This window comes from Ochrobactrum teleogrylli (assembly GCF_006376685.1).
Classification (GTDB): Bacteria; Pseudomonadota; Alphaproteobacteria; order Rhizobiales; family Rhizobiaceae; genus Brucella; species Brucella teleogrylli.
Map to the genome: position 1 here is coordinate 49,738 of NZ_VEWL01000013.1, position 24,636 is coordinate 74,373.

Below are 24,636 nucleotides of genomic sequence, written 5' to 3' on the forward strand. Positions count from 1 at the left end.
CCGCAACTATCTATTGACCGATTTTTAACTTCGACTACTATATATAGTGTTCTAGGTTCTTTCGATTCGATGGGTCGAAAGCTAAGAGGGAATTCGGTGAGTCGCCGCCATGAAGGTTGAGACGAAGCCGAAGCTGCCCCCGCAACTGTAAACGGTGAGTTCTTGTTGATCATGTCACTGGCGTAAGCTGGGAAGACCGACAAGGGCGCTGACCCGTGAGCCAGGAGACCTGCCTTGAGCAATGAACGTCCACGGGCGGGGTGTCCGGTTGGTGTGCAGTCATTGAGGCGAGTTGTGCTTCTTGCCGATTGCTACCCCGAATACCCGCTCACAAGCTTCGGGGTGAAGTCCATGTCTGACACATTGTCCAGTTTGTATTGTCCTTTCAGTTCAGGACCACCTTTCCAGAGGTGATTTTGCGCGGTCCAGTGGTGCTCATGCATCGCTGACTTTCCCCATTTTGTCCGTCTTCACGCGCATGTCCCGTGCGCGAACGATTTTTTATGCGCATCTGTCCCCCATACGGCGGACGGGTCCCAGTCAGCTTGCGCCCAATCCAGTGAGGAAGAAATGAACGTTACCGTCTATAGCAAACCCGCTTGCGTCCAGTGCACCGCAACAACCCGCGCCCTCGACCGCCAGGGGATCGATTATCAGGTCATCGACATTTCTGCAGATATGGAGGCTTTCGATCTCGTGACGGGGCTGGGTTACCGGCAGGTGCCGGTCGTCGTGGCCGGTGAAACCCACTGGGCCGGTTTTCGCCCGGATATGATCAACGGCCTTTCGTGACCGTGGCTTTGCATGAGTTCTGCAATGGGTCTCCTTGTCTATTTTTCCAGTAGCTCCGAGAACACGCACCGTTTCGTAGAGCGGCTTGGAATGCGCGCGAGGCGCATTCCCATCCTGCAAAGGGGTGAGGATGACACGAGCCCGTTGCAGATAGACGAGCCATTCGTGCTCATGACGCCAAGCTATGGCGGCGGTGGAAACATGGGGGCGGTGCCAAAGCCCGTCATCCGGTTTCTCAACAATGCGGGCAATCGCTCGCTGATCCGCGGCGTGATCGCCGCGGGCAACAGCAATTTCGGCGAAGCTTTTGGCATAGCCGGCAAAATAATCTCCGCCAAATGTCAGGTTCCCTATCTTTATCGCTTCGAGCTTTTGGGAACCGATGAAGACATTGGCAATGTCAGGAACGGGATGGAACGATTTTGGACACGGCAGACACAACCCTGATCCGCGAGCGCGGTGCAGAGCCGATTGCGGAGGACGCGCCACTAGCGGCAGCGTCGAACAGCCCCAAGCCCGTCAAATCTACGGACGGGCTGGACTATCATGCGCTGAACGCAATGCTCAATCTCTATGACGATGAAGGCAACATCCAGCTGGACCGTGACCGGCAAGCTGCGCGGCAATATTTTCTTCAGCACGTCAACCAGAATACGGTCTTCTTCCATAATCTGCGGGAGAAGCTGGATTATCTGGTGGCCGAAAACTATTACGAACAAGCCGTGCTCGACCAGTATTCCTTCAATTTCGTGCGCGATCTTTTCGATGAGGCCTATGCGAGAAAGTTCCGTTTCCCGACATTTCTGGGCGCCTTCAAATATTACACCAGCTACACGCTGAAAACCTTCGACGGGAAGCGCTATCTGGAGCGCTATGAAGACCGCGTCTGCATGGTGGCGCTGGTATTGGCGCGCGGCAGCGAGCAACTGGCGCGTGACCTTGTCGATGAGATCATTTCCGGTCGCTATCAGCCTGCAACGCCGACATTCCTCAATGCGGGCAAGAAGCAGCGCGGCGAACTCGTGTCCTGTTTCCTGTTGAGGGTGGAGGACAATATGGAGTCCATTGGACGTTCCATCAATTCCGCATTGCAGCTTTCCAAGCGCGGTGGCGGCGTGGCCTTGAGCCTGACGAATATTCGCGAATCCGGCGCGCCGATCAAGCAGATCCAGAACCAGTCTTCGGGCATTATTCCCGTGATGAAGCTTCTGGAGGATTCATTCTCCTACGCCAACCAGCTTGGCGCACGACAGGGAGCCGGCGCGGTTTATCTGCATGCCCATCATCCCGATATCATGCGCTTCCTCGACACCAAGCGCGAGAATGCCGATGAGAAAATCCGTATCAAGACCTTGTCGCTCGGTGTGGTGATCCCGGATATCACCTTTGAACTCGCCCGCAACAATGAGGATATGTATCTCTTTTCGCCTTATGACGTGGAGCGGGTCTATGGTCAGCCGCTGACTGAGATTTCGGTCACGGAAAAATATCGTGAAATGGTCGATGATGCGCGCATCCGCAAGCGGAAGATCAACGCGCGCGAATTCTTCCAGGTTCTGGCGGAAATCCAGTTTGAGTCCGGCTATCCCTATATCATGTTCGAGGACACGGTGAACCGCGCCAATCCGATCGACGGGCGCATCACCATGAGCAATCTCTGCTCGGAAATTCTGCAGGTGAGCGAAGCCAGCAGCTTTGATGAAGACCTTTCCTATGCACATCTCGGCAAGGATATTTCGTGTAATCTGGGGTCGCTCAACATTGCAGCCGCGATGGATTCCGCGGATTTTGGAAAGACCATCGAGACCTCCATTCGGGCGCTGACGGCGGTTTCTGATATGAGCCATATCAGCTCGGTGCCGTCTGTCGCGCGCGGTAATGATGAAAGTCACGCCATCGGCCTTGGTCAGATGAACCTGCATGGCTATCTGGCCCGTGAGCGGATTTTCTACGGTTCGGAAGAAGGGGTGGATTTCACGAATATCTATTTCTACACCGTGACTTACCACGCTCTGCGTGCTTCCAACCGCATTGCCGTCGAAGCGGGCAAATCGTTCAGCGGTTTTAAAAAATCCAAATATGCGTCAGGTGAATATTTCCACAAATATACGGATCAGTGTTGGCAGCCCGCGACCGAAAAGGTACGTGAGATTTTCGAAAAGGCAGGCATCGCGATCCCCACGCAGGATGACTGGCGCGATTTGAAAAAGGCGGTGATGGAGGGTGGCCTCTACAACCAAAACCTACAGGCCGTGCCGCCGACCGGGTCTATCTCCTATATCAATCACTCCACCTCTTCGATCCATCCGATTGTGTCCAAGATCGAGATCCGCAAGGAAGGCAAGATCGGTCGCGTCTATTATCCGGCTGCATTCATGACCAATGATAATCTCGATTACTATCAGGACGCCTATGAGATCGGGCCGGAAAAGATCATAGACACCTATGCGGCTGCGACCCAGCATGTCGATCAGGGTCTGTCGCTGACCTTGTTCTTCCGCGACACGGCCACGACCCGCGACATCAACCGGGCTCAAATCTATGCCTGGAAGAAAGGCATCAAGACGATCTACTACATCCGGCTGCGCCAGATGGCGCTTGAGGGGACACAGGTGCAAGGCTGCGTTTCCTGCGCTTTGTAAGTTCCAGATGTGACCAGAGGAAATCCAATGAACATGCAATTCAAAACCGGCAAAGGAAAGACCCCGGGTCTCGTGCGCGCCATCAACTGGAACCGCATCGAAGACGACAAGGATCTGGAAGTCTGGAACCGACTGACGGGTAATTTCTGGCTGCCGGAAAAGGTGCCGCTCTCCAATGATATCCAGTCCTGGGAAACGCTGAAGCCGCAGGAAAAGCAGCTGACGATCCGTGTCTTCACGGGTCTGACTCTGCTCGACACGATCCAGAACGCCGTCGGCGCAGTGGAGCTGATGGAGGACGCGGCAACGCCCCATGAGGAGGCGGTGCTTTCCAACATCGCCTTCATGGAAGCGGTCCACGCGCGCTCCTATTCTTCGATCTTCTCCACGCTTTGTCTGACACCGGATGTCGATGACGCCTATCGTTGGTCGGAAGAAAACGAGTTCCTGCAACGCAAGTCTGAACTGATCCTCGGACAGTATCGTGCGGATGATCCTTTCAGGAAAAAGATCGCCAGTGTGTTTCTGGAGAGCTTCCTGTTTTATTCGGGTTTCTATCTGCCAATGTTCTGGTCGAGCCGCGCCAAGCTCACCAATACGGCAGACCTTATCCGGCTCATTATCCGCGATGAAGCCGTACATGGCTATTATATCGGCTATAAGTTCCAGCATGCGCTTGAAGTGCTGGGCGAAGCGCAGAAGCAGGAAATCAAGGACTTTGCTTTCGAGCTGCTGCTTGAGCTGTACGATAATGAGGTTCGCTATACGGAAGCGCTTTATGATGGCGTCGGCTTGACCGAAGACGTCAAGAAGTTCCTGCATTATAACGCGAACAAGGCGCTGATGAATCTCGGTTATGAAGCGTTGTTTCCAGCTGAGGCCTGTAAGGTCAATCCGGCTATCCTGTCCGCACTTTCGCCGAATGCTGACGAAAACCACGACTTCTTCTCCGGTTCGGGCTCTTCCTATGTCATCGGCAAGGCCGTGGCGACAGAGGATGAAGACTGGGAGTTTTAAGTCCGCTACGCGAATGCTGGCCAGCTTTCCAGATCGGCCTCAACTTTGCGAAACTGACCATCGAGGATGGTCAGTTTCGTGCTCTAAGAAATAGCAAAGTGGATGCTAGGCTTGTGCTTTTCGATTGGCTCTCGCTCGGTCTCGCCAGCGCGTGTAAATCCAGTCAAGGACGAGCATCACGAGCAGGGACGCTCCCACGAGTGGGAACACAATTCCGCCAATCACGAGAATAAGCAACAGTCCCCTGAATACCCGTCTGTCACCCGGCATCGGCGGAACGCCAAGAGAGCCTTCGGGACGCCGCTTCCACCACATAACCCCGGCTGAAACCGCCAAGAGCACGATGCCAATACAGGCAAGCGCCAGGATAATCTGGTTGGCGAGACCGAACTGCTGGCCCATATGGGTATTAATGCCCCATTCCAGCGCTTTTCCAAACGGCCCATAGTCTGCATAGCTCATATCGATCAAAACATTTCCTGAATATTGATCGAGGTGGACAACCCGTTGTTGCGACAGATCATCGGGGTAGACCGATCCGGTAAATACACCCGTCGGAGTTGTTGGAATATTGACAGCGTAACCGTGATGAAGCCCAAGATCGTCAAATTTTGCCACGGCTTTATCAAGGCCGATGGAACTCATTTGGTCATGGTCGCCCGACGACATGGGAACCTGCGCCTGTTCAAGCGACCAGCTTGTTTTGGCAATATGATCCAGGTGTTCATCGGACATTGGAACGGCAACACGGACGCCAGCAGGATATCCGAAATTGTTGCCATTCGCCCATTCGTTTACCTTCCCACCCCACACGCCAGACCATGGCATTCCTGTAACGGCAAGGAAAACGATAAAGAAACCAACAACGATACCGGTTACCGCATGCGTATCTCTCCAGAACACACGTTTTGATGGGGTGCCCCGCACGCTCACAACACCGCCGGACTGCTTTCGTGGCCACCAGAGATAAATTCCGGTTTCCACCAGAAGTATCGCCCATCCCGCGGCAATCTCAATCGCCATTCTGGCGTAGGACCCAAAATATTTCAGACTGTGCAGATATCGGACTGTCCACATCACTGTGCCACGATCAGGCAACGATCCAAGCACACTTCCCGAATAAGGGTTTACGTAGACAGCGACCTTCCCATTGTCCGGCGTGCTTACTATTATCTCGGCAGAGCTGTTCGGGCTTGCCGGATCGGTAAATTTGATCGCGGTTCCCGGTACGGCTGCGAGAGATGCTTCCACCATTGCCGATGGAGAAACTTTTGAAGTTTCCTGAACTTGGACGCGCTTGAGGTCGGCGTGAATGATCCCGTCGAGTTCGTTCTGAAACAGGTACAGAGCACCTGTTATTGCCAATGTGATCATAAAGGGAAGGACAAGCAGACCGGCATAGAAATGCCAGCGCCAAACGGCACGATAGAGATCGGATGGGGCGGACGCAAAATGCGCCGTGCCTTGAGTGTCTTCAGACATTGCAATTCTCCTGAATTTCATGTGGCGGGTTGCGCCAGGTGAACTGTTCAGGAGATTGGCGGCGGAGCTCTGGCTTCAGAATAGAAACTTAATTGGGGACTGGAGGCTGCAGAGATTACTGAATATCGGACCAGACCGGTGCTGCGAATGGGCTCCTGAAAAGACGCCTGGGTGGGTGTCAGCGCAACTTGCAGGGCACTCGATGCCAGTCGGCAAAGAGAGGCACACGGGCAATCACCAGATTTGGACGGCGTTTTGTGGTCATCTTCATTGGCCTGCAGATGACCTGCTCCGGCGGTCGAGCAGATTACTCCGAATACATTCTCGTATTCACTTCCAGCCATGGCGCTGCGTGTGAAGCCCGACAGCATTCCCTGAAGCATCAAAAACGCGCAGATAAACGCCACAAAGGTGGTCGCAATCTGATTATCACGTAATGATGCTCTGAGTGCTTTCATCCTCCTTCGTTGCCACAACTTCGGCACATAGTCACTGCGGCAGAGTCGTTGAAATTGAATTGACAAACTTTGCCAATGCACAATGTAAGCCAAAGAAGGGAGACTTAAATGGCAACCATGAACGTATCGCTCCCTCATCCGATGAAAGAATGGGTTGAGGCGCAGGCAAAGACAGGACGCTATTCAAACGCGAGCGACTATGTGCGCGATTTGATCCGTAAAGATCAGATGCGCAGCGATAAAATTGCCGCTATGCAGCACTTCGTTGACGAGGGCTTGCAAAGTGGGGTCGGGACCCGATCCCGAGACGAACTCTTCGCCGCAGCAGTTGCGAACGCTGAAAATTTTTCTGATCGCAAATAATGCAACTCAAGCTCTCTGTTCACGCAGAAGTAAAAATGGCGCTTCCTGGAGTGCCAAGCTTTTATCTATGAAGAACGATGGTAGCCTTCACAGCTGCTGCCGCACGGTTCTCGACCCCAAGTTTAATATAGATTTGCTCCAGATGTTTGTTCACAGTGCGAGCGCTCAGGTCGAGAATAGTGCCGATGTCACGATTTGTTTTTCCATGGGCTACCCAAAGTAAAACATCGCTTTCTCGCGCCGTCAGGCCAAAGTGACGGCGTAGCATGTCCTGTTCGCCGTTTTCGCTGATCGCAGTCAGCCGGAACAAAAACTCATTGGGACCGGTCGAACCGAGATGCGCCAGTTGCAGGGATATCTGCCCGTTGGTCGTGACGAATTCCGGGCTATCATTGGAGATTCCTTGTCGGTCCCGTGCCCGTAGCAACTCGGCGCATTTTTGCTGCAAAAGCAGCTGGCCGTTCCCATTCTCACTGGCACTATCCATCAGGCGCATCGCCTGCGGCGTGGACCAGAGAATGGCGCCGTCACGGTCCACCGCAAACAGATGTCTGCCACTGGCGTCGAGCGCGACGCGGGCACTCTGCACGGAGCGGGCATTGGTGAGATGCACCCTTATGCGCGCCCGCAGCTCATCAATATTGATGGGCTTGGTCAAATAGTCGACACCGCCCGCTTCCAGCGCATGGACGATATGTTCAGTTTCTGTCAGGCCGGTCATGAATACGATGGGCACCTGCGAGATGGCTGGATTTGCCTTGAGCCGGCGGCAGGTCTCGAACCCGTCCATTCCGGGCATAATTGCATCCATCAGGATCATGTCCGGTGTGATACGTTCAGCAATGCCAAGCGCAGCGCTGCCGGATGTTGCGATCAGCACGGAGTAGCCAGCCTGTTCCAGCGCTTCGGTCAGGAAGCCGAGCGTCTGCGGAGAATCGTCAACGATAAGAACCGTGTCGCGGGGAAGAACGCTCATGGCCGGTTATCCATTTTCTGTTCCAGATTGCGCAAGAACATATCGTAGCCCGACATGTTGAAGGCGCGTATATATTCGCGCGCGTTGTCGACGAAGGGTTGAAGGTGTTCATCCTGCGCCAGAAGGGCGAGCTTGGCTTCGATGCCGCGAACATAGCCGATCTCCCCCAAACGGATCAGTTCCTGCAAATCGGCAATCGCGGGGCTGTTGATGCTTGTAGCGCGCGACTGCGGTTTTTTTTCCTGGTTCTCTTCGTAAACCCAGTCGATACCCAGATGCACCGCCAGTTTGGCGTGAATCTGCCGGATATCGAATGGTTTCGTCAGCGTGTCGTTATGCGCATTGTCCGGCAGGCTGTCGGGCCGGGTGCCGTCGCCGATATTGGCCGAGAGCATGATGATCGGCGCACTCTCGCCTTTCTCGCGCAGGCGGGTCACCAGTTCCCAGCCATTCATCTGCGGCATTCGGATGTCGATAAAATAGAGGTCGGGACGAATACCTTCGATCAGTGTCAGGCATTCCGTTCCGCTTTTGGCAGTCAGTACGATGAAATCAAGCGGCGTCAGGATTTCACGCATCAGCGCGCAATGATCGTCATTGTCGTCCACCACAATGAGGGTGCGCCGCGGGCCGGTATAGTTCTGGATTTTTCGCGTCGGTGCGGCCAGATTGATCGGGCGGTCGATGGCGCCCAGCATCAATCGAACCTGAAATGTGGACCCCTTGCCATAGGCGCTGGTGACGGAAAGCTCACCGCCAAGCGTATTGGTCAGGAGTTTGGTGATGGTCAGGCCGAGACCGAGGCCCGGCAGATGGCGGGTATGTTCGGCCTCGCCGCGCTGGAAGGGTTCGAAAACGCGCTCAAGGTCCTTGTCCGCAATGCCGCGTCCGGTATCCATGATCCTGAAGGTGGCGACCTGATTGCGATAGGCAATCTCCAACGCGACTTCCCCTTTCTCGGTGAACTTGATCGCATTGGTGAGCAGATTGACTAGAATCTGACGCAGGCGCTTTTCGTCAGTGCGCACATATTGCGGCAGCGCTTCGGCCTTGCGGTAGTGGAAATTTATGCCCTTGGCTTCGGCCTGCGGCTTCAACATGTCGATGATCTGGTCGAGAAAATCATGCAGATTGATTTCGTTGGAATAGACCTGCAAATGGCCGGTTTCGATTTTGGATATATCGAGAAGCCCGTCGATAAGGCCCGAAAGGTGATCGGCGCTGCGGCGGATCAGCTTGATCGAAGGCTGCCGGGCTGGGGGAATCGTTTCATCGCGCTCCAATATCTGCGCGTAACCCAGCACCGCGTTGAGCGGTGTCCGCAATTCGTGGCTGAGGCCAACGACATAGCGGCTTTTGGCGCGATTGGCGGCTTCCGCATTGTCCTTGGCCTGTTGCAGCGCCGCGTCGGTTCTTTTGTGTGCGGAGATTTCCTTTAAAAGAAGTGCGGTCTGTCGCGAGGATTCCTCTTCCGCAACGATGCGGCTGTCATGCGCCAACACATAGAACCAGCAGACTATGACGGCGATCAGCGCCAGAACAAAAAAAACGATCAGGATCGTGCGATTGACGACCTGCGCAGTTTCCGGCGATGCCGCGCCCGCATGATAGGCGACGAGCGCAAGGATGGTAGCGAGAAATGCCATGGAAACCGCAACCGTCACGGCATAGCGCCCGAGCCGCGTCGAAAGCTTTTCGATGACGGCGGCGGGCAGCAGCGCATTGGCTACTTTGGCGCTTTGGGCGCGCAGATGCGCTTTCGGTTTGCAAAGATCGTGGCAGCGGCTGTCGAGCGAACAGCACAGCGAGCAGATCGGGGCCGCATAGGCCGGACACCAGGCCATGTCCTCCGGCTCGAAATCATGCTCGCAGACCGAACAGGTGATAGCGAGCTTGCTTTGCCAGCTTTGGCGGGGCTTGCGGGCGAGGTAATATTTGCCGCCTGTTTTCCACGCGATCAGCGGTGAAACGATGAAGGCCACCAGAAGCGCGATGAAAGGCGCAAGCGCTGCGGCCATGGTGCCAAACGCCCCGAAATGGGCGGCCAATGCCGCGAATGATGCAATGGCCATGGTGCCGGTGCCAACCGGGTTGATGTCATAGAGATGAGCGCGTTTGAATTCGATACCGGGCGGCGACAGGCCAAGACGTTTGTTGATGAAGAGATCGGCGGAAATCGTGGAAAGCCAGGCCATGGCAACGATGGAGAAGACGCCGAGCGTCTGTTCCAGCACCTTGTAAATGCCAAGCTGCATCAGAAGAAGGCCGATACACACATTGAACACTAGCCAGACGACGCGCCCGGGATGACTGTGCGTCAGGCGGGAAAAGAAGTTAGACCACGCCAGCGATCCGGCATAGGCGTTCATGACGTTGATCTTTAGTTGCGAGACCACGACGAAGGCGACGGTCAACAGCAAGGCCGCCGTATGGGACGGGATCATATAGCCGAAAGCCGTCAGATACATATGCGCCGGATCAGCTGCGACATCGGCGGGAACACCGGCGCTCAGTGTCAGTACGACCAGAAACGATCCGGCCAGCAGTTTGGGCGCGCCGAGCACGACCCAGCCGGGACCGGCGAGAAAGACCGCGATCTTGTGCCGCCATTTGCGTTGGCCTTCAGGGGGAAGAAAGCGCAGGAAATCGACCTGTTCGCCGATCTGCGCCATCAGTGCCAGAATGACTGCCGAAGCGGCGCCGAACTGCGCCAGCACGAAGGGCGCGCTGTCGCCGCCGGTAAATCCAGCCTGAACGCCGGAGAAGGTCAGCCAGAGGTCGAACTTTCCCCAGTCTGCCAGTGCGATGAAGATGAAGGGCAGAATATTGAGCGCGATCCAGAAGGGCTGGGTTGCAATCTGAAAGCGGCTGATCATACGCACGCCATAGGTGACGAGCGGTATCACCACGACGGCGCTGATGACATAGCCGATCCACATCGGGATGCCGAAGGCCAGTTCCAGAGCGCCCGACATGATGGAAGCTTCGATGGCGAAGAGCAGGAAGGTGAAGGTCGCGTAGATGAGCGAGGTGACGGTCGATCCGATATAGCCAAAACTCGCGCCGCGTGTCAGAAGGTCGATGTCGACGCCGTGGCGTATGGCATAGCGGCTGATCGGCAGGCCGACCGCCAGCATGACGAGGCTTGCGACAATGATGGCGGCTATGGCGTTGCTGGTGCCGTAGGATAGCGTGATCGCGCCGCCGATGGCTTCGAGCGCGAGGAAGGAAATCGCGCCGATGGCGGTATGGGCAATGCGATTGGACGAAAAGCGGCGCGCGCTTTTCGCGGTGAAGCGCAGCGCGTAATCTTCCAGCGTTTCATCCGCGACCCAGCGGTTATATTCCCGTCGGACCGGGATGATGCGTTGCCGCGCTGCCATGCTGCTCCATTTCCCCTCCGGCTCCTTGCTGTGCCGTTTCAAAGAGAGATAGCAGGTAAATTCTCTCATGCATCGTGCTAATGCATGTTTCACCCCGGTAACTACGTCATTTAACGTATAAGGAAACGGCTCCCTCTCCCCAATAGTTGGCAGTAACCCGAAAAATCGGGACCAACCAACAGAGAGGGACACGCAATGACATTCCGGTCGCAGATGCTTGCCGCACTTTTTGCAAGCGCGCTCACCATCCCTAGCCTTTCTGGCGCACTCGCCGAAGAAGACACGATCAAGGTCGGTATTCTCCATTCGCTGTCGGGCACGATGGCGATCTCGGAAACGACGCTCAAGGACGCCATGCTGATGCTCATAGAAGAGCAGAACAAGAAGGGCGGCCTTCTGGGCAAGAAGCTCGAGGCTGTCGTCGTCGATCCGGCTTCGGACTGGCCGCTTTTCGCGGAAAAGGCCCGCCAGCTCATTTCCCAGGACAAGGTCGCGGCCGTGTTCGGCTGCTGGACCTCGGTGTCGCGCAAATCGGTCCTGCCGGTCTTCAAGGAACTGAACAATATCCTGTTCTATCCGGTGCAATATGAAGGCGAGGAATCCGAGCGCAACGTGTTCTATACCGGTGCGGCGCCCAACCAGCAGGCCATACCCGCTGTCGATTACCTGATGGAAAACGAAGGCGTCGAACGCTGGGTTCTGGAAGGCACCGACTATGTCTATCCGCGCACGACCAACAAGATTCTGGAAGCCTATCTGCTGTCCAAGGGCGTGAAGCCGGAGGACATCCGCGTCAACTACACGCCGTTCGGTTTCTCCGACTGGCAGACGGAAGTGGCGGCGATCAAGGGTTTTGGCGGTGCAGGCAAGAAGACCGCCGTGGTTTCGACCGTCAATGGCGATGCCAATGTGCCGTTCTATAAGGAACTCGCCAATCAGGGCGTGAAGGCGGAAGATATCCCGGTCGTGGCCTTCTCGGTCGGTGAGGAAGAACTGGCCGGTATCGACACCGCGCCGCTGGTCGGCCATCTCGCAGCCTGGAACTATTTCCAATCCGTCGATAATCCGACCAACGCCAAGTTCATTGAAACCTGGCGCGCTTATACCAAGGACGACAAGCGCGTCACCAACGATCCGATGGAAGCATCGTTCATCGGTTTCAACATGTGGCTGAAGGCCGTCGAAAAGGCCGGAACCACGGATCAGGATGCGGTGATCGACGCGCTGGTCGGCGTTTCCGTACCTAATCTTTCGGGTGGCTATTCGACCATGATGCCGAACCATCACATCACCAAGCCGGTGCTGATCGGCGAAATCCAGTCCAACGGTCAGTTTGAAATCGTCAGCCAGACGCCGGGCCTGATCGTCGGTGACGAATGGTCCGATTATCTGCCGGATTCCAAGAACCTGATCTCCGATTGGCGCAAGCCGATGTCCTGCGGCAACTTTAACGTCGAAACGGGCAAGTGCGGCGGTCAGGGCGGCTCCTGATAACGGGGGATGCAGAGGGCGGGCAGAACGGGCCCGCCCCTTGCAATCAAGTGTCCGATCCAAAAAACGCCATGCCGGTCTGCAAATGGCAATTTCTGCGCTTCCGGTGCTCACGTACCCAAATGTACGCTGCGCTCCGGTTCTCGAAATCACCATTTTCGCCACGGCCTGACTCTTTTTGATTCAGACACTTAGGCCCCAATGGAGCGAAAATCGAAACTGCAGTTATAGTGAAGGAAATCAGCCATGGAGCGCCGGATACGGGCCGTCTTGCTCGTCCTGTCCGTCCTGTTTGCCGTGCTGGCGACGACAGCCCGGGCGGATGAATTTCAGGGGCTTGTCGATGCGTTGGGCAAGGCGAATTTTGCCCAGATGCAGGAACGAATTTCCGCGCTTGCGGGTACCGGCGACACGCGCGTCGTGCCTGTGCTGAACGCGCTTGGCGATGGCGATCTTTATGCACGCAAGTCGGATGGTCGCGTCTTCATCACGAAAGCATCCGGCGCTAATTTCCAGCTTACCGATCCTGTCAGCGGAGAGGCGACGGGTGAAGCGCCCAAAGCCGCGATGGACAAGGTCAAGGTCAACAATTCCGTCCGCCGCGCGGTTCGCACGGCCTTGGGCGGTCTCACGCTGATGAGCCCCAACCGGGCCGAACGGCTGAAGGCTGCGGAGATCGTTGCCGCAAGCGCCGATGCGGATGCGCTTGAGCCGATCGAGGCGGCACTGGCCAAGGAACAGGACGACGCGATCCGCGCCCTTCTGGAAAAGGCGCAGGCTGCGGCGCTGCTGGCATCGGACCGTCCGGTTGCCAACAAGCTCAAGGCGACGCAGTTTCTTCAGAACAATGGCGATCGTTCCACTTTGTCGGTTTTGAATGCCGCCCGCGCCAATGCGCAGCCAGAGCTTGCCGCCGCGCTCGATACAGCCATCGTTCATATCGAACAAAGGCAGGCTTTCTGGGACGCCGGGCAGAATGTCTGGTACGGGCTGTCGCTCGGCTCCGTCCTGCTGCTTGCGGCCATCGGCCTTGCCATTACCTTCGGCGTCATGGGCATCATCAACATGGCGCATGGCGAAATGGTCATGCTGGGCGCCTATGTCACTTTCATGGTGCAGGAGGTCATCCGCACCAGCTATCCCGGCCTGTTCGACTGGTCGCTGGCCATCGCCCTGCCTTTGGCGTTCCTGTTTACCGCGCTGGTCGGTCTGGTGATCGAGCGCGGCGTCATCCGCTTTCTCTATGGTCGTCCGCTGGAAACATTGCTGGCGACATGGGGCATTTCGCTCATCCTGCAACAGGCTGTGCGCTCGGTGTTCGGGCCGACCAACCGTGAAGTCGGCAATCCCTCCTGGATGTCGGGTGCTTTCGAACTCGGCGGCATGACCGTGACCTGGAACCGCCTGTGGATTATCGTGTTTTCGCTGGCCGTGTTTTTCACGCTGCTGGCCGTCTTGAAGCGGTCGAACTTCGGCCTGCAAATGCGCGCCGTCACGCAGAACCGCCGCATGGCGTCGTCAATGGGCATTCGCACGCCTTATGTCGATGCTTTCACCTTTGCGCTCGGTTCCGGTATTGCCGGCATGGCGGGCGTGGCCCTGTCGCAGATCGATAATGTGTCGCCCAATCTCGGGCAGGGTTATATCATCGACAGCTTCATGGTGGTGGTGTTCGGCGGTGTCGGCAATTTGTGGGGTACACTCGTCGGCGCCTTCTCGCTCGGTATATTGAACAAGTTCCTCGAACCTTATGCCGGCGCGGTGCTCGGCAAGATTCTGGTGCTGGTCCTCATCATTCTCTTTATCCAGAAGCGCCCGCGCGGTTTGTTCGCTCTCAAGGGCAGGGCGGTGGAAGCATGATCACGGCATTTCTGTTCAAAAAACTCGACCGCGGTGTCTTTATCGCCGCTGCAATCCTGATCGCGGCTGCGCTGGTCGTTCCGGCTCTCAATCTGCTGACGGCGCCGGATCATCCGCTGCATGTGCCGACCTATATGGTGTCGCTCATCGGCAAATATCTGACCTATGCCATGCTGGCGCTGGCGCTTGATCTGGTCTGGGGTTTTTGCGGCATTCTCTCGCTCGGCCATGCCGCCTTCTTCGCACTCGGCGGCTATGCCATGGGCATGTATCTGGTGCGGCAGATCGGCGCGCGCGGCGTCTATGGCAATCCCGGCCTGCCGGATTTCATGGTGTTCCTCAATTGGAAGGAACTGCCGTGGTACTGGTTCGGCTTCGATCATTTCTGGTTTGCTTTGCTGATGGTGCTGCTGGTGCCGGGGCTTCTGGCTTTCGTCTTCGGCTGGTTCGCCTTCCGCTCCCGCGTCACCGGTGTATACCTGTCGATCATCACGCAGGCGATGACCTATGCCCTGATGCTGGCCTTTTTCCGCAACGAGATGGGTTTCGGCGGCAATAACGGCCTGACCGATTTCAAGGATATTCTGGGTTTCAACATTCAGGCAGACAGTACGCGCGCCGCACTCTTCGCTGCTTCCGCACTCGTGCTGGCCGTCGCGCTGATCTTCAGTTCGGCAGTCGTCAAATCGAAATTCGGCAAGGTGCTGGTCAGCGTGCGCGACGCGGAAAGCCGCACGCGTTTTCTGGGCTACCGTCCGGAAAACTACAAGCTCTTCATCTTCACGGTTTCGGCGATAATGGCGGCTGTGGCGGGCGCGCTTTATGTTCCGCAGGTCGGCATCATCAATCCGGGCGAATTCACGCCAGCGAATTCTATTGAGGTTGTGATCTGGACGGCCGTGGGCGGACGGGCAACACTGGTCGGGCCGGTGATCGGGGCCGTGCTGGTCAATTTCGGCAAGAGCGTCTTCACAACGGCTTTCCCGGAAATGTGGCTGTTCGTGCTGGGCGCGCTCTTCGTTGCCGTTACCCTGTTCCTGCCGAAAGGGATTGTCGGCACGTTTCGCGCCTTCATGGCGTCGCGCAAACCGGCAACAGCCCCATCCGGCGATGAGGCCAAACTGCAAGCATCGGCTGCGGAGTGAGAGACATCATGACCGAAAGCACCAACAGCCTGCTCTATCTCAACGGCGTGTCCGTCTCCTTCGACGGTTTCAAGGCGCTGAATTCGCTGTCCTTCGTCATCGAACCGGGCGAGCTGCGCGCCATTATCGGCCCGAATGGCGCGGGCAAGACGACGATGATGGATATCATTACCGGCAAGACGAAACCGGATGAGGGCGAGGTTTTCTTCGAGGGCAATATCGATCTGACCAGGAAGGACGAGGCCGATATCGCCCAGATCGGCATTGGCCGCAAATTCCAGAAGCCGACCGTGTTCGAGAGCCACAGTGTCTGGGACAATATCGCGCTTGCGCTGGACCGCAAGCGCGGTGTGTGGGCGACATTGCTCTACCGGCAGGACAAGGCGGATCGCGAGCGCATCGAAGAAATATTGAAGACGGTGCGGCTATGGGCGCGGCGCGACGAACTCGCCGCCAATCTTTCGCACGGGCAGAAACAATGGCTCGAAATCGGCATGCTACTGGCGCAGGAGCCCAAGCTTCTGCTGGTCGACGAGCCAGTGGCGGGCATGACGGATGCCGAAACCGCCGAGACGGCCATCCTGCTGAAAGAGATTGCGAAAACGCGTTCGGTTGTGGTGGTGGAGCACGATATGGGCTTCATCCGCGAGCTGGGGGTCAAGGTGACCTGTCTCGCAGAAGGCAGCGTGCTTGCCGAAGGGTCTATCGATTTTGTCAGTTCCGATCCGAAGGTGATCGAAAATTACCTTGGGCGCTAGAAAGGCTACAGATGTTGAGCGTTGAAAATGTGAGCCTTCACTATGGCGCGGCGCAGGCCCTGCGCGGGGTATCGCTGAAGGCGGAGGCGGGGCGCATTACCTGTGTTCTGGGTCGCAACGGTGTTGGCAAGTCCAGCCTGCTGCGCGCCATCACCGGACAGCAGGCGCTGAGCGGTGGGCATGTCGTGTTCGACAATGAAGACATGAAGGGCCTGCCGCCCTATGCGCGCGCCAGCCGCGGCATGGGCTATGTTCCGCAGGGGCGCGAGATCTTTCCGCTGTTAACGGTGAAGGAAAATCTCGAAACCGGCTATGCCTTGCTCAAACGCTCGGAACGCTTCATTCCCGACGAGATATTCAATCTCTTTCCGGTGCTGAAGGATATGCTGCCGCGTCGCGGCGGCGATCTGTCCGGCGGCCAGCAGCAGCAATTGGCAATCGGTCGCGCCATGGTGCTGAAACCGCGTATTCTGGTGCTCGACGAGCCGACGGAAGGCATCCAGCCTTCCATCATAAAGGATATTGGTCGCGCCATCCGCTATCTGCGTGATTCCACCGGCATGGCCATTCTTCTGGTCGAACAATATCTCGATTTCTGTCGCGAACTCGCCGACCATGTTTATATCATGGACCGTGGTGAGATCGTTCTGGACGGTCCAGCGGAGGTTCTCGACACACAAAGGGCGCGGAACCATCTCACGGTTTAGAGAGCGATGATGAATTGTGTGGATCACACCATATATTTGTCCCAGAAGCCGCTTTGCGGCGCGATTTGCTCGACCACATCCACCCACAAGCCAGTTGGATCTGCGAAGCCAAAGCGGCGCTGGCCGAAAGGCTCTTCAGTGAGCGGATAAGTAATTGGCAGCCCCCTGCCTGCCAGTTCCTCATGGGCGGCCTTTGCGTCCGCAACTTCCATTTCGAAGCAGAGTCCGCTTCCGGTGTAGATTTCGGGGCCGGGGGGCGACGAAGGATGATCGGGTGTCATGAAGGCGATTGAGGCCGTTCCGCCCTCTGCGACGAGCAGGCAAAACCATGAACTATCGAAAGCCACCTCAAACTCAAGATATTTTGCCCAAAAGTCGCGTGCCGCGTTTTTGTTTGGGGTGACGATGATGGGGTAGCGGTCGGTAAATCGCATACTGGCCTCCTTGCCTATTATAAACAAACAGACTATCTGTTTCCATGGCAGACTTAAAAACAAACAGACTGTCTGTCAATGAAATTCCGAAGGAAGCGGAAATGACCAAGAATGAACTTCGCACGAGCCAGACCAAGGGGCGGTTGGTTGCTGCGGCGCGAACACTGTTTGCCCGGGAAGGCTATGCGCAAACCAGCACGGAGGCGATCATAGCCGCAGCCGGTGTGACACGGGGCGCGCTCTACCATCACTATCGGGACAAGTCGGATTTGTTCGAGGCGGTGTGTCGCGATCTCGCCGTTGATGCGGCTGAGGCGATCCGAATCGCAACCGAGGATTTGACCAATCCTGTCGAGGCGCTGGAGCAGGGTTCTCTCTCGTGGATTGACTTTATGGTCCGACCGGACAGCCGTCGCATACTTGTTATCGATGCGCCAGGTGTACTCGGGCGCGAAAGATGGGAAGCGCTTGATCGCGAACTTTCCTTTGATCTCCTCCGCATCGGCGTAGAAGAGGCGATCGATGCCGGCGCCATCCGCTTCTCAGCTGGCCCGACTATGCTTGCCATACTGCTCAACGGCGCGATGAACGAGATTGCGTTGCGCGCCGAAGAGGATGATGTCGCGGCATTGAAAGCCGGGCTGCTAGAGTTGCTTGGCGCGCTGAAGTCTTGATTGCGGCCAAGCTCTTACGCATCCGACTATGTCGCAGCATACCCGGCGCTGGCCCGCCCGTGCGTCCTCCTTCAGCGCGGCGTTATCCAGCATCGCTTCTGCGATAAAAGTGGTGCATTGACTCCTCATAAAAAGTGGCTATAACTACAAGTGCAGACTGAAGACTTAAGACCATCTGCAAGGGTGGTCTTATTGCGTCTGGAATCCGGATAAGTCCTCTTGCAGATGTCATAGCGACGTTGGGAGGACGCCGTAATGCACGGAAGCAAAATAGCCCTTAGGGGCGTACCGGATATCATTTCCTACATAGATGCGAATGACGGCATTCGAGGCCGCGCCGGTGTCATCTGGTGGCTCGCCCTTGGTGGCCTGTTTCTTGATGCCTTCGCCAATTCGGCATTGAGCGCAGGCCTTGGGCCAATGACACGCGATCTGGGACTGGACGCGGCGCAGGTCGCATTGATGACCTCATTCGCCGCGTGGGTGTCGATCGCGTTCAATCCGATTGGTGGCTGGATTGCCGACCGTTGGGGGCGTATGCGCCCGCTGATATTCGCAAAGCTCATCGCGCTCATCGGCGCAGTGCTGGTGATGACCGCGCATTCCTATGAAGTCATTCTGTTGGGACGCTTCTTCGTTGGCGCCGCCTACGGTATCGACTTTGCCATCGCCATGGCCGTCCTTGCCGAGTTCACCCCTGCGCGCCTGCGCAGCCGTCTCAATACATGGCAGGGCATCTGGTACACAGCCGTTTGTACCAATGTGCTTCTGGCCATGCTGTTCTACAGCTGGGATGTGGGTGATGCGATCTGGCGCTATTCCGTCGCGGCCACTGGTATCTTTGCCTTTGCCATCATGGTGCTTCAGGCAATGTTCATGGTCGAAAGCCCGATCTGGCTTGCCCGCAAGGAAAGGCTGGAAGAGGCTGCCCGTGCGATGACCCGCATCTATCATCGCGATTTCGTTGCCGCTCTTCCGGAAGACCGTCTACCGGTTCTCAATCAGGCCCGCCGCGGCATTGCCAATGTCGCCCTGATTTTCCGTGGCATCTATCTGCCCCGCACTATTCTAGCGGCCACTGTCCAGATCGGGCAATCCATCCAGTATTTTGCTGTGGGCTGGTATCTACCCCTCATCAGTGCGGCGCTGTTCGGCAAGGATTTCATCTATGCCATGTTGGGCACGCTGGTGTTCAACGTATTCGGTATCATCGGCGGCTTTTCTTCGCCTGTCATCGGGCGCGTGCTTGGCCTGCGCAAGGCTTCCGCCATCGGTTTTGGTGCAGTCTTCGTCATGCTTGTCATCATGGGCCTATTCCATGACACCATGCCGACCTGGCTTGCAGTGATCGTGCCTTCTCTGTTCATCCTGTTCCATTCTGGTGGTCCGGGCGCAAACGGCAAGAGCCTGTCGTCGCTCTCGTTCCGAAGCGAACTGCGTGCGGGCGCCAACGGCATCATCGGTGCACTCGGCGCCATGGGAGCGGCCCTTGGCCTGCTGGTCTTTCCGCTCTTTCGTGAGAGCTACGGCCTCGGCCCGACATTCCTGATCCTGTCGGTGGTTCCACTGATCGCTTGCATCATCTGCTCAATCATTCAGTGGGATCCGACCCGCACCAAGGTCAGCCCAGATGACGAGCCAAATGCGCCGCAGTTCGAAGGCGACCGGTAACAACGGAGGATAATGTGAACGGACGCAGACAGGCCATTCTGGCCATTGATGAAGGAACGTCCGGAACCAGGGCCGCGCTCGTCGCGGCCGACGGTTCGGTCTCCGCCGTCAATTACACGACGCTTGCCGTCTCTTCACCACGTCACAACGTGGTGGAGCAGGACGCCGATGTTCTTTTGCAAAAGACCATCGAAGTGTGCGGCAAGACCATTGCAGCCGCACGCGATGCGGGCGTGGAGATTGCTGCAATGGCAATCGCCACGCAACGCGCCACCGGTGTTCTGTGGGATACGCAAACGGGCCGGGCGCTGGTTCCCGCCATGGTCTGGCAGGATTCGCGCTATGCCGAAGAACTGAAACCACTCGGAGCCATCTGGGACGCGAAACTCGTGTCGCTTGCCGGACGTCCTGTGGGCGGACGCGCGATCTATTTATGGGCGGCGCGCCACATGCAGGAGACGCCCGTCGTGCGCGAGGCATGGAAGGCGAAAAGGCTTGCTTTCGGCACGGTCGACACGTGGTTGCTGTGGAATCTGTCCGAAGAACGCAAGGCCGTCACCACACCGACGAACGCGACTTCTGCCGGTGCCTATATTCTCGCTGAGAACCGCTACTTCACCGAATGGGTGGAGGCGCAGGATTTTCCGCCGGAGCTGTTGCCGGAGCTGAAACAGGACGCTGACGATTTCGGTTATACGCGGCAGGATATTCTCGGGATCCGCGTGCCGATCAAGGCGTCTTGCGGCGATCAGCTCGGTGGTCTTGTCGGTCTTGGCTGTCACGATGCAGGGCAAGCCATGTGCGTACACGGTACGGGCAGTTTCGTCGATCTTGTGATCGGAAAACAGACGCCAAAGAATCCCGGCCTCTACGAGGCAACTTTCACCATGACGGCGTGGCGGAGCGAGAACCTCTCGCATTTTGCGGTCGAGACCTATGCCGCCACAACCGGATCGGCGCTCAACTGGCTCTGTAATGAAATGCGCTGGTTCGAGAATGCCAAGGAAATCAGCGAACTGGCTGCAACTGTACCGTCTTCCGATGGCCTGTTCTTCATGCCGACCCTGACGGGATTGCGCCAGCCGAACATCGTTCCCGATGGCCGGGCATCACTGACCGGGCTCTCGATGGCACATAGCCGGGCGCATCTTGCTCATGCCATTCTGGAAGGTATTGCGCATTCGGTCGTTTCCTGTGCGGAGGCGAGCTCTAAAGTGGCGGGCGTTCCGGTTCGGGAAGTGGTGGCAGGCGGAGGGCTTTCCTCCAGCGATACGCTGCTTCAGCTGCAGGCCGATCTCAGCGGTGTGCCGGTGCGGCGCATGGCGGATCAGGATCGCGCGAGCCTGCGGGGAACCGCATTTCTGGCAGGCAGCGATGGCTTGCTCTGGAGCGACCTTGCTGAAGCTCGCGGCACGCTGCCCGAAGGCAATCTTTTTATCCCCAAGATCAGCGAAGCGGAAAGACAGGACCGCAGAGCGCGGTGGCATTCCCTCACGGAAGAGGAAGTCGCACGCGTTCGATCCGGTCACTATCATTAAACAGGAGTTGAAATGCTGAATCTGCGCTCCCGGCGCGCGGACAAGGATCGCGCCCGGATGATCCGCACCGAACCGCTGCGGCTGAACCGTTCGGAACAGGAAGACCGTCTTGCCACCGAAACCTACGATATTCTCATCGTCGGCGGCGGCGTGACCGGGGCTTACTGCGCCTTCGACGCAAGTCTGCGCGGCTTTCGTGTTGCGCTGGTCGAGAAGGATGATTTTGCATCCGGTACATCATCGAAATCCTCCAAGATGGTGCATGGCGGCTTGCGCTATATCGAACAGGGCAATCTTGGGCTGGTTCGTCATTCCCTGCTGGAGCGCCAACGCCTGCGCCGCAACGCAAGCCATCTGGTGCAGCGCCTGCCTTTCCTGTTCCCCATTCTTGAAAGGGATGGTGTGTTCGACTCGCGCTTTGCCAAGGCGTTTGAAGGCTTGCTCTGGACCTATGATCTGGCAGGCGGATGGCGCGAAGGCATCCTGCATCAGAAGCTGACTGCGGCGGAAGTGCTGGCGCATTGCCCGACCTTCAAGGACGAGTATCTGCGCGGTGGCCTGATGTATTTTGATGCCCGCGTCGACGATGCGCGCCTGACGCTGGCGCTTGCCCGCTCGGCCGGTTTTCATGGGGCGACGGTCCTCAACCACTCGAAAGTTGCCGAGATCACCCGCAGTTCGGGCCGGGTTGATGGCGCAATCGTTCATACCGTCGAGGGCAAGGAAATTCGGGTGCGCGCCAAGGCCGTCATCATGGCGACGGGCGTATGGCTGCGCGACTGGATGGGCCTTGGCAAGGACGGCGAAAAGCCGTTGCATGTGCGCCCCGCAAAGGGTGTTCACGTGGCGATCCCCTGGCTGAAAATCCGCAACGACTGCACGGTGACGGTGCCCGTGCCGGGCCGTAGCCGCCGGGCGACCATCACGCGCTGGGGCAATGTCTCCTATCTCGGCACGACCGATGAGGATTATCAGGGCGATCTCGATGATGTGCATTGCACCCGCCGAGAACTCGATTTTCTGATCGAGGGCGCTTGCAGCGCGCTCAATATCGATCTGACGCCAGATGATGTCGTCGGCAGCATTGCCGGATGTCGTCCGCTGGTCGCCGCTTCATCGGGCGGCAGCACCATGGACGTCAAACGCGACCATTCCGTGCATGTTGCGCCTGATGGCCTTGTCACGATTGTGGGCGGTAAGCTGACGACGTCGCGCCATATGGCCGAACAGACGGTGGATGCCGCCGCGAAAGTTCTGGGTGATCGCCGCCGTTGCACCACCAAGAAAGCCTTTTTGCTCGGTGCCGCCGGTTATGACGCGCAGGCAATCGTCGCTTCGGGTGGCATGGAGGCGCATCTGGGCGAACGTTACGGTACGGAATCGCGCTTCGTCAGTGATCTGATGGCCGCTCGTCCTGAACTTGGCCAACCGATTGTGGAAGGGTTGCCCTATACCGGCGGCGAAGTCATCTACGCCGCCCGGCATGAACTTGCCCGGACCGTCGACGACGTGCTGTCGCGTCGTATGCGTGCCCGCCTGATGGCGCGCGATGCTTCCGCCCGTGCCGCCGCCAAGGTGGGCGCTTTGCTGGGTGAGGAGCTTGGTCTCCCCCAAACCGAAATCGACCGTCAGGTCGCCGCTTATGTGGCTGCGACCGAAAAAGAAAAATCCATTCTCATAGGAGCGAACTGAATATGATCAGCAAGGAAGCCATCAAACGCGGTTATAATCGTGGAAATTATGTCGTTGGCGCACCGACCCAGCCGCATTATGCCGGCAGCATCAAGGAAATCGGCACCGAGGCCGATCTGGCTCAGAACGCCGTTGCCGTAGACGCTGCTCTCGTTGAAAAGCTGCGGGGCGTTGCAGACGAAGTTCTGACAGCGCGCGAAGATGTCGTCGTGAACACCCGCGACTGGTGGGCGCGCACCATGGTCGCGGAAACGGGTGGAAAGCCTGCAACGGTTGACGGCGTATTCGTTCGCGTTTCGACGGTCGAACAGGTTCAGTCCGTCATGCGCCTTGCGCATGAAGCAAAAGTTCCGGTTACGGTTTCTGCCGGGCGCTCCAACGTTACCGGCGCGGCACTCCCGTTACGCGGCGGTATCGTGCTCGATGTCTGCAATCTCAACCGTTTCGTCAGCTTCGATGCGGACAGCCAGATCGTTGAAGTTGAAGCTGGCATGTTCGGCGACATTTTCGAGGAGATGATCCAGCGCGACTTTGGCATGACCATGGGCCATTGGCCGTCCTCATTCGGTATCAGCACCGTGGGCGGCTGGATCGCTTGCCGCGGCGCAGGTCAGCTTTCGACACGCTATGGCAAGATCGAGGACATGGTGTACGGCATGGAAGTCGTGCTGGCGGACGGTTCGCTGGTGACGGTTGGAAACTATGCCCGTGCAGCCATCGGACCCGATCTCCAGCAGCTATTCATTGGTTCGGAAGGCACGCTCGGCATTATCGTGAAGGCGCGCTTTAAACTGCATCGTCTGCCGGATTATGCCCGCGCGATCGCTTATGGCTTCAAGAGCTTCGGCATCGGTCTGGAAGCCTGCCGCCGCATCATGCAGGGCGGCGCCAATCCCGCAGCACTGCGTCTTTACGACGAGCTGGAAAGCGGTGTGCAGTTCGGCCTGCCGGAAAGCAACGTGCTGTTGATCGCCGATGAAGGCGCTCAGGAAATGGTCGACGCCGTGATGGCGATCAGCGAGAAGGTTTGCGCCGAACTCGGCGACAAGCTCGATGGTGACACGATCTTCGAAAAGTGGCTCGACACGCGCTATCTGACTGGCAAGAGCGCCGAAGGCTTCAAGCGCAGCCCGGGCTTTGTTGCCGATACGCTGGAAATGACGGGATGCTGGCGCGATCTGCCTGCGATCTACGACGAGGTCGTCGCTGCCATCAATGCAGTGCCGGGGACGCTGGCCGGTTCGGCGCATCAGTCGCATGCCTATGTCGACGGCGCCTGCCTCTATTTCTCGCTGCGTGGCGACGTGGAAGTGGAAAAGCGCGCCGAATGGTATCGTGCTGCCTGGGATGCTGCCAATGCCGTTCTAATCAAGTATGGTGCAGCCTTGAGCCATCACCACGGCGTCGGACTGCTCCGCGCGCCTTACATGAAGGACGCTCTGGGTTCTGCGTTTCCTCTCCTTGAAACGGTGAAGAAGGCGCTCGACCCGGACAATCTGCTTAACCCCGGCAAGCTCGGACTTTCGCTCGACATGCCAAGAGACGGAAAATGA

20 protein-coding genes and 1 riboswitch are annotated in these 24,636 nt (G+C 57.4%); of the genes, 15 read left to right on the forward strand and 5 right to left on the reverse strand.

All coding sequences use genetic code 11. The features are described 5' to 3' along the window. Positions 1-36 precede the first annotated feature (36 nt). Positions 37-251: riboswitch (cobalamin riboswitch) on the forward strand. 319 nt (positions 252-570) lie between these two features. From nrdH to nrdF, 4 genes are read left to right on the forward strand one after another with little or no spacing between them, the layout of a single operon-like run. Then, on the forward strand, positions 571-792 hold the full coding sequence (gene nrdH, locus FIC94_RS18070; protein ID WP_109366291.1) for a glutaredoxin-like protein NrdH: 222 nt from the start codon (positions 571-573) through the stop codon (positions 790-792). A gap of 24 nt (positions 793-816) precedes the next feature. After that, positions 817-1,239, forward strand: coding sequence for a class Ib ribonucleoside-diphosphate reductase assembly flavoprotein NrdI (gene nrdI / locus FIC94_RS18075; RefSeq protein ID WP_140025948.1), 423 nt, complete (start codon positions 817-819; stop codon positions 1,237-1,239). Further along, positions 1,215-3,434 carry a class 1b ribonucleoside-diphosphate reductase subunit alpha gene (gene nrdE, locus FIC94_RS18080; protein ID WP_140025901.1) on the forward strand — a complete coding sequence of 740 codons (2,220 nt, stop codon included), beginning with the start codon at positions 1,215-1,217 and terminating at the stop codon, positions 3,432-3,434. The genes nrdI and nrdE overlap by 25 nt, the downstream gene beginning before the upstream one ends. Positions 3,435-3,461: 27 nt before the next feature. Continuing rightward, complete coding sequence (gene nrdF, locus FIC94_RS18085) at positions 3,462-4,451, forward strand: class 1b ribonucleoside-diphosphate reductase subunit beta (RefSeq protein WP_371830935.1); 990 nt, start codon at positions 3,462-3,464, stop codon at positions 4,449-4,451. A 105-nt stretch (positions 4,452-4,556) separates the two neighbouring features. On the opposite strand, the gene FIC94_RS18090 is transcribed toward nrdF, so the two are convergent. Beyond that, positions 4,557-5,933, reverse strand: a complete 1,377-nt coding sequence (locus FIC94_RS18090) for a PepSY-associated TM helix domain-containing protein (RefSeq protein ID WP_140025902.1) — start codon at positions 5,931-5,933, stop codon at positions 4,557-4,559. 47 nt (positions 5,934-5,980) lie between these two features. Next, positions 5,981-6,391, reverse strand: a complete 411-nt coding sequence (locus FIC94_RS18095; RefSeq protein WP_180918046.1) for a DUF2946 family protein — start codon at positions 6,389-6,391, stop codon at positions 5,981-5,983. Positions 6,392-6,499: 108 nt separating this feature from the next. On the opposite strand from FIC94_RS18095, the gene FIC94_RS18100 reads away from it, so the two are divergent. After that, a complete protein-coding gene (locus tag FIC94_RS18100; RefSeq protein WP_109366286.1) occupies positions 6,500-6,754 on the forward strand; it encodes a type II toxin-antitoxin system ParD family antitoxin in 255 nt (84 codons plus the stop codon). 61 nt (positions 6,755-6,815) lie between these two features. On the opposite strand, the gene FIC94_RS18105 is transcribed toward FIC94_RS18100, so the two are convergent. Both FIC94_RS18105 and FIC94_RS18110 read right to left on the reverse strand, forming a co-directional pair. Further along, positions 6,816-7,730 carry a response regulator transcription factor gene (locus FIC94_RS18105; RefSeq protein WP_109366285.1) on the reverse strand — a complete coding sequence of 305 codons (915 nt, stop codon included), beginning with the start codon at positions 7,728-7,730 and terminating at the stop codon, positions 6,816-6,818. Beyond that, entirely contained in the window at positions 7,727-11,113 is a 3,387-nt protein-coding gene (locus FIC94_RS18110; protein ID WP_140025904.1) for a hybrid sensor histidine kinase/response regulator, read from the reverse strand. The genes FIC94_RS18105 and FIC94_RS18110 overlap by 4 nt, the downstream gene beginning before the upstream one ends. Positions 11,114-11,326: 213 nt before the next feature. On the opposite strand from FIC94_RS18110, the gene urtA reads away from it, so the two are divergent. From urtA to urtE, 5 genes are all read left to right on the forward strand, one after another. Then, positions 11,327-12,604: an urea ABC transporter substrate-binding protein gene (gene urtA, locus FIC94_RS18115; RefSeq protein WP_371830842.1), complete on the forward strand. Its 1,278-nt coding sequence runs from the start codon at positions 11,327-11,329 to the stop codon at positions 12,602-12,604. Positions 12,605-12,850: 246 nt separating this feature from the next. Beyond that, positions 12,851-14,464, forward strand: coding sequence for an urea ABC transporter permease subunit UrtB (urtB, locus tag FIC94_RS18120; RefSeq protein WP_140025905.1), 1,614 nt, complete (start codon positions 12,851-12,853; stop codon positions 14,462-14,464). After that, positions 14,461-15,609: an urea ABC transporter permease subunit UrtC gene (gene urtC, locus FIC94_RS18125; protein ID WP_140025906.1), complete on the forward strand. Its 1,149-nt coding sequence runs from the start codon at positions 14,461-14,463 to the stop codon at positions 15,607-15,609. The genes urtB and urtC overlap by 4 nt, the downstream gene beginning before the upstream one ends. Positions 15,610-15,617: 8 nt before the next feature. After that, a complete protein-coding gene (gene urtD, locus FIC94_RS18130; RefSeq protein WP_140025907.1) occupies positions 15,618-16,367 on the forward strand; it encodes an urea ABC transporter ATP-binding protein UrtD in 750 nt (249 codons plus the stop codon). Positions 16,368-16,378: 11 nt separating this feature from the next. Next, positions 16,379-17,074, forward strand: coding sequence for an urea ABC transporter ATP-binding subunit UrtE (gene urtE, locus FIC94_RS18135; protein ID WP_109366279.1), 696 nt, complete (start codon positions 16,379-16,381; stop codon positions 17,072-17,074). A gap of 23 nt (positions 17,075-17,097) precedes the next feature. Here urtE and FIC94_RS18140 read toward each other — a convergent pair whose 3' ends face one another. Further along, positions 17,098-17,508: a VOC family protein gene (locus tag FIC94_RS18140; RefSeq protein WP_140025908.1), complete on the reverse strand. Its 411-nt coding sequence runs from the start codon at positions 17,506-17,508 to the stop codon at positions 17,098-17,100. A gap of 101 nt (positions 17,509-17,609) precedes the next feature. Here FIC94_RS18140 and FIC94_RS18145 point away from each other — a divergent pair, with 101 nt between their 5' ends. The 5 genes from FIC94_RS18145 to FIC94_RS18165 all read left to right on the forward strand — a co-directional run bounded on the left by FIC94_RS18145 (position 17,610) and on the right by FIC94_RS18165 (position 24,636). Continuing rightward, positions 17,610-18,182, forward strand: coding sequence for a TetR/AcrR family transcriptional regulator (locus tag FIC94_RS18145; protein WP_180918048.1), 573 nt, complete (start codon positions 17,610-17,612; stop codon positions 18,180-18,182). A gap of 255 nt (positions 18,183-18,437) precedes the next feature. Next, positions 18,438-19,853, forward strand: coding sequence for an MFS transporter (locus tag FIC94_RS18150; RefSeq protein ID WP_140025910.1), 1,416 nt, complete (start codon positions 18,438-18,440; stop codon positions 19,851-19,853). Positions 19,854-19,867: 14 nt separating this feature from the next. Then, positions 19,868-21,391 (forward strand): FGGY-family carbohydrate kinase, encoded by a 1,524-nt coding sequence (locus tag FIC94_RS18155; RefSeq protein WP_140025911.1) that lies wholly within the window; start codon positions 19,868-19,870, stop codon positions 21,389-21,391. A 12-nt stretch (positions 21,392-21,403) separates the two neighbouring features. Beyond that, positions 21,404-23,083, forward strand: coding sequence for a glycerol-3-phosphate dehydrogenase/oxidase (locus tag FIC94_RS18160; RefSeq protein ID WP_140025912.1), 1,680 nt, complete (start codon positions 21,404-21,406; stop codon positions 23,081-23,083). 2 nt (positions 23,084-23,085) lie between these two features. After that, a complete protein-coding gene (locus tag FIC94_RS18165; protein WP_140025913.1) occupies positions 23,086-24,636 on the forward strand; it encodes an FAD-binding oxidoreductase in 1,551 nt (516 codons plus the stop codon).

Bases quoted from the DNA above. Each gene is read 5' to 3' on its own strand.
- nrdH (WP_109366291.1), top strand. From the start codon at position 571: ATGAACGTTACCGTCTATAGCAAACCCGCTTGCGTCCAGTGCACCGCA.
- nrdI (WP_140025948.1), top strand. From the start codon at position 817: ATGGGTCTCCTTGTCTATTTTTCCAGTAGCTCCGAGAACACGCACCGT.
- nrdF (WP_371830935.1), top strand. From the start codon at position 3,462: ATGAACATGCAATTCAAAACCGGCAAAGGAAAGACCCCGGGTCTCGTG.
- FIC94_RS18090 (WP_140025902.1), bottom strand. From the start codon at position 5,933: ATGTCTGAAGACACTCAAGGCACGGCGCATTTTGCGTCCGCCCCATCC.
- FIC94_RS18095 (WP_180918046.1), bottom strand. From the start codon at position 6,391: ATGAAAGCACTCAGAGCATCATTACGTGATAATCAGATTGCGACCACC.
- FIC94_RS18100 (WP_109366286.1), top strand. From the start codon at position 6,500: ATGGCAACCATGAACGTATCGCTCCCTCATCCGATGAAAGAATGGGTT.
- FIC94_RS18105 (WP_109366285.1), bottom strand. From the start codon at position 7,730: ATGAGCGTTCTTCCCCGCGACACGGTTCTTATCGTTGACGATTCTCCG.
- FIC94_RS18110 (WP_140025904.1), bottom strand. From the start codon at position 11,113: ATGGCAGCGCGGCAACGCATCATCCCGGTCCGACGGGAATATAACCGC.
- urtA (WP_371830842.1), top strand. From the start codon at position 11,327: ATGCTTGCCGCACTTTTTGCAAGCGCGCTCACCATCCCTAGCCTTTCT.
- urtB (WP_140025905.1), top strand. From the start codon at position 12,851: ATGGAGCGCCGGATACGGGCCGTCTTGCTCGTCCTGTCCGTCCTGTTT.
- urtC (WP_140025906.1), top strand. From the start codon at position 14,461: ATGATCACGGCATTTCTGTTCAAAAAACTCGACCGCGGTGTCTTTATC.
- urtD (WP_140025907.1), top strand. From the start codon at position 15,618: ATGACCGAAAGCACCAACAGCCTGCTCTATCTCAACGGCGTGTCCGTC.
- urtE (WP_109366279.1), top strand. From the start codon at position 16,379: ATGTTGAGCGTTGAAAATGTGAGCCTTCACTATGGCGCGGCGCAGGCC.
- FIC94_RS18140 (WP_140025908.1), bottom strand. From the start codon at position 17,508: ATGCGATTTACCGACCGCTACCCCATCATCGTCACCCCAAACAAAAAC.
- FIC94_RS18145 (WP_180918048.1), top strand. From the start codon at position 17,610: ATGACCAAGAATGAACTTCGCACGAGCCAGACCAAGGGGCGGTTGGTT.
- FIC94_RS18150 (WP_140025910.1), top strand. From the start codon at position 18,438: ATGCACGGAAGCAAAATAGCCCTTAGGGGCGTACCGGATATCATTTCC.
- FIC94_RS18160 (WP_140025912.1), top strand. From the start codon at position 21,404: ATGCTGAATCTGCGCTCCCGGCGCGCGGACAAGGATCGCGCCCGGATG.
- FIC94_RS18165 (WP_140025913.1), top strand. From the start codon at position 23,086: ATGATCAGCAAGGAAGCCATCAAACGCGGTTATAATCGTGGAAATTAT.